This window comes from Halomonas sp. OfavH-34-E (assembly GCF_024124525.1).
Classification (GTDB): Bacteria; Pseudomonadota; Gammaproteobacteria; order Pseudomonadales; family Halomonadaceae; genus Halomonas; species Halomonas litopenaei.
In genome coordinates this window covers 1-3,836 of the sequence record NZ_JAMXRY010000107.1, presented here as the reverse complement: position 1 = coordinate 3,836, position 3,836 = coordinate 1, and the positions used below count along the sequence as shown (strand labels likewise).

The following is a 3,836-nucleotide window of genomic DNA, read 5'->3' as shown; positions in this document are numbered from 1 at the left end:
GCCGAGCGCGACCCGCTGCTGGCCGCGCTGCGCGACGACTTCGAGCGCGACGCCTGGCCCGCCTGCGCCCGACGACTGATGCTTGCCGCCGAATGGATGGACGACGCCGCCATCTCGACCATCCATAGCTGGTGTCAGCGAATGCTCAAGGAGCATGCCTTCGACAGCGGCAAGCTGTTTCGCCAGGAGGTGGTCAAGGATCTCGGCGAGATGACCCAGGAGGCGGTTACCGACTACTGGCGCACCCGCGTCTACCCCCTCGACGAGCCCCTGGCCGCGTCCATGGTCGAGCTGTTCGGCTCGCCCCAGGGGCTTAACAAGGCGCTGCGCAACCTGCTCGGCCGCGAGGATGCCAGCCTGGTCTTCTGCGGCGAGCCATTGGCCGCGGGCGATTTCGGTGCCCATCTCGCCCAGTTCAGCGACGCCCGTGGGAGCGCCGACAGGCTGGAAGACGCCGCCCGCCGCGCCTACCTGGATGAGAAGGAGGCGGTGCACGACTGCCTGCGCACGCTGCGCCCGGCGATGCACGGCGGCAGCTTTCGCGGCAAGGATGACGACGAGACCTTCGACGGCTGGCTGGAACAGCTCGGCGACTGGGCAAACGGCAAGCTGCCCCTTGCCGAGGCGAGCTTCGTGCAGAAGCTCGCGCGCTCCAAGCTGCGGGTAAAAAAGGGCACCGAGGTGCCCGTGCTTGGCCTGTTCGAGGCCCTGGAGGCGTGTCGCGATAACGACGAGCAGGTCGAGACCCTACAGCGCGAGCTCTACCCCCAGGTGCTGGCGGATGCCCGCGACTGGGTCAGCCGGCGGCTGTCCGAGCAGCTCGAGGCCAACGCCCAGATGGGCTTCAACGACATGATCACTGGACTGGCCTGCGCCCTGGACGGCGACGGCGGCGAGACCCTGGCGCGGCGTATTCGCCAGCAGTTCCCGGTGGCCATGATCGACGAGTTCCAGGACACCGATCCGGCCCAGTACCGCATTTTCGAGCGGGTCTATCGTATCGGCGATGCGCCCACCCCTGAGCCAGACGCCCAGCACGACCTGGATGGGCCAGGCGCTCCTGACCATGACGCCACGGCGCTGATCCTGATCGGCGACCCCAAGCAGGCGATCTACGGCTTTCGCGGCGGCGACATCTACACCTACCTGGGCGCCCGTCACGCCACCCGCGGGCACCACCACAGCCTGGACACCAACTTCCGCTCGAGCGAGGCCGCCGTGGCAGCGGTCAACCGGCTGTTCGCGTTCGCCGAGCAGCGCCACCCCCGCGCCGCCTTCCGCTTCGCCGCCGACAACCACAATCCATTGCCCTTTCAATCGGTCGGCGCCAACGGTCGCAAGGAGACCCTGTGCCTGGATGGCAAGCCCGCCGCCGCGCTGACCGGCTGGCTGATCGCCGACGGCAACAAGGACAACGGCTGTCTCAACAAGGAAGGTTACCTGCGCGAGGCCTCCCGCCACTGCGCCGACCGCATCGCCGACTGGCTCAATCAGGCCAGTCCTGGCGACGGCACTCCAAGCGCCGGTTTTGCCACATCAACGAACGCCGGTGACGGCAAGCTCACACCGCTGAAGGCCGGCGATATCGCCATCCTGGTGCGCGATCGCAGCGAGGCCAGCGCCATCCGCAACGCCTTGAGCGAGCGCGGCCTGGCCAGCGTCTACCTGTCGGATCGTGACAGCGTCTTCGCCACCGCCGAGGCCCGCGACCTGCATCACTGGCTCAAGGCCATGGCCAACCCGGAGTCGGTGTCGACCCTGCGCACGGCTCTGGCCACCGCCACCCTGGGCCTGGGACTGGCGGAGCTCGACCGGCTGCAACGCGACGAGACCGCCTGGGAGCGGGTACAGGAGCGCTTTCTTGGCTACCGCCTGCGCTGGCAGCGTCGGGGCGTACTGCCGGCGCTGCGTCAGTTGCTGCACGACTACCGGATCCCCGAGCGACTGCTCGGCGCCCACCAGGGCCAGCGTCGCCTGACCAACCTGTTGCATCTGGCCGAATGGGCCCAACAGGCCAGCGACACCCTGGACGGCGACCACGCCCTGATTCGCGTGCTCGCCGAACACCTCATCGACCCCGGCCACGATGAGCAGATCCTGCGCCTGGAAAGCGACGCCGACCTGATCCAGGTGGTGACCATCTTCAAGTCCAAGGGACTCGAGTATCCGCTGGTGTGCCTGCCGTTCCTGTGCACCTACAAGGAAATCAGCGGCCAGTCCGGAACGCCCCTGTACCACGTCGACGACCAGCCGCTGCTCGAACTGGCGGCCAAGAAGGAGATGGCCAAGGAGGGCTTTGAGCTGGCCGACGACGAACGGCTATCCGAGGAGGTACGGCTTCTGTACGTCGCCTTGACCCGAGCGCGCCACGCCACCTTCGTTGGCCTTGCCCCCCTCAAGCTTGGCAACGCCAGGAGCGCCACCCTGCACAAGTCAGCGCTGGGCTATCTGCTGGCCGGCGGCGAGACGATCCCTGATCTGGCGAATCTGCGCGAGCGCTGGGAGAGCATGAGCGGGGGCTTCGACGCCATCGCCCTGGACCCCATCGACGCCAGCAGTGATAGCCCCCAGATCGAGTACCACCCGGTCACCACCGAGCTCGCCACCAAGGGCGCGCGCACGCCCAGCCACCGCCCCTTTGCCCCCTGGTGGATCGCGAGTTACTCCTCGCTGGCCCAGAAGGGAGCCACCGCCCCCGAGACACCCGAGGCCGAAGTGCTCGAGGAAGAGCACCTGGACGCCCGCCTGGTGCCCGCGGCGCGGGAAGCCGGCGCCCCGGAGCCCGGCACCCTGCACGCTTTCCCGCGGGGCCCTGGCCCTGGCACCTTCCTGCACGGCGTGCTGGAAGCGCTGGCCGAGCACGGCTTTGACAGCGCGCTTGACGATGCAGGCCTGCTCGCCCGCCTGGCCCAACGCTGCCGCCGCCGGGGCTGGGAAGCACACACCCAGGCGCTGACCGATGGCATCCGTCGCTGGCTGACCACGCCGCTGACCTCGACCACACAAGAGCGCCCCGACGGCGAGGATGCCGACGATGGGCCGGTGCTGGGGAGCCTTGAGCGCTACCGTGCCGAGCCCGACTTCTGGTTCGCCACCCATGACGCCATCACCCCGGCCATGGACAAGCTCACCCGCCAGCATCTGTTTCCCGGAGAGCCCAGGCCCCAACTGGGCTATCAGCGCCTCAACGGCCTGCTCAAGGGCTTTATCGACCTGTTGGCCGAGCATCAGGGGCGCTTCTATATCATCGACTGGAAGTCCAACTGGCTGGGTCCCGACGATGACGCCTACCACCAGGACGCCATGCGCGCCGCCATGCTCGATAAGCGCTACGACATGCAGCTTGCGCTCTACCTGGTGGCACTGCATCGCCACCTGCGCCAGAGCCTGCCGGACTATGACTATGACCGCCACGTTGGAGGGGCCATGCTGGTCTTTCTGCGAGGTATTACCGCGCCCTCGCGCGGCGTCGCCGCGATCAAGCCGCCCCGAGCCTTTATCGAGGCACTCGACGATATCCTGGCCGGACAGGCGGGCAGCGCCGCGACCACAACCCACGACAGCGCCACCGGCCATGACAATGACACCAGCGGGGAGGCAATGGCATGAGCGAGGCTAACCCTGAGGTACACCGCGAGGGGAACGGCGAGACACCGGGCGATTCAGCCTCGACCGCCCTGCCGTCCTCGCCCTTTGCCACCCCGGAGCAGGCACTGGCCGACCCCGAGGCCCTGCTGTCGCTGCTGTTTGCCTGGGCCGAGTACGGCTGGATCCGTGATCTCGACGCGGCGCTGCCTCACCGCCTGGCGAGCCTCGCGCCGGACGGCGACGCCAGC

Annotated in this window: 2 protein-coding genes; both read left to right on the top strand. The window is 68.2% G+C overall.

Annotated features, from left to right (window positions below):
• A partial coding sequence (gene recB / locus NH448_RS23235; RefSeq protein ID WP_253029569.1) for an exodeoxyribonuclease V subunit beta occupies positions 1-3,609 on the top strand: 3,609 nt, incomplete at its 5' end.
• The coding region (locus NH448_RS23230) for a hypothetical protein (protein ID WP_253029568.1) at positions 3,606-3,836 on the top strand (231 nt) is incomplete at its 3' end. The genes recB and NH448_RS23230, both read left to right, overlap by 4 nt.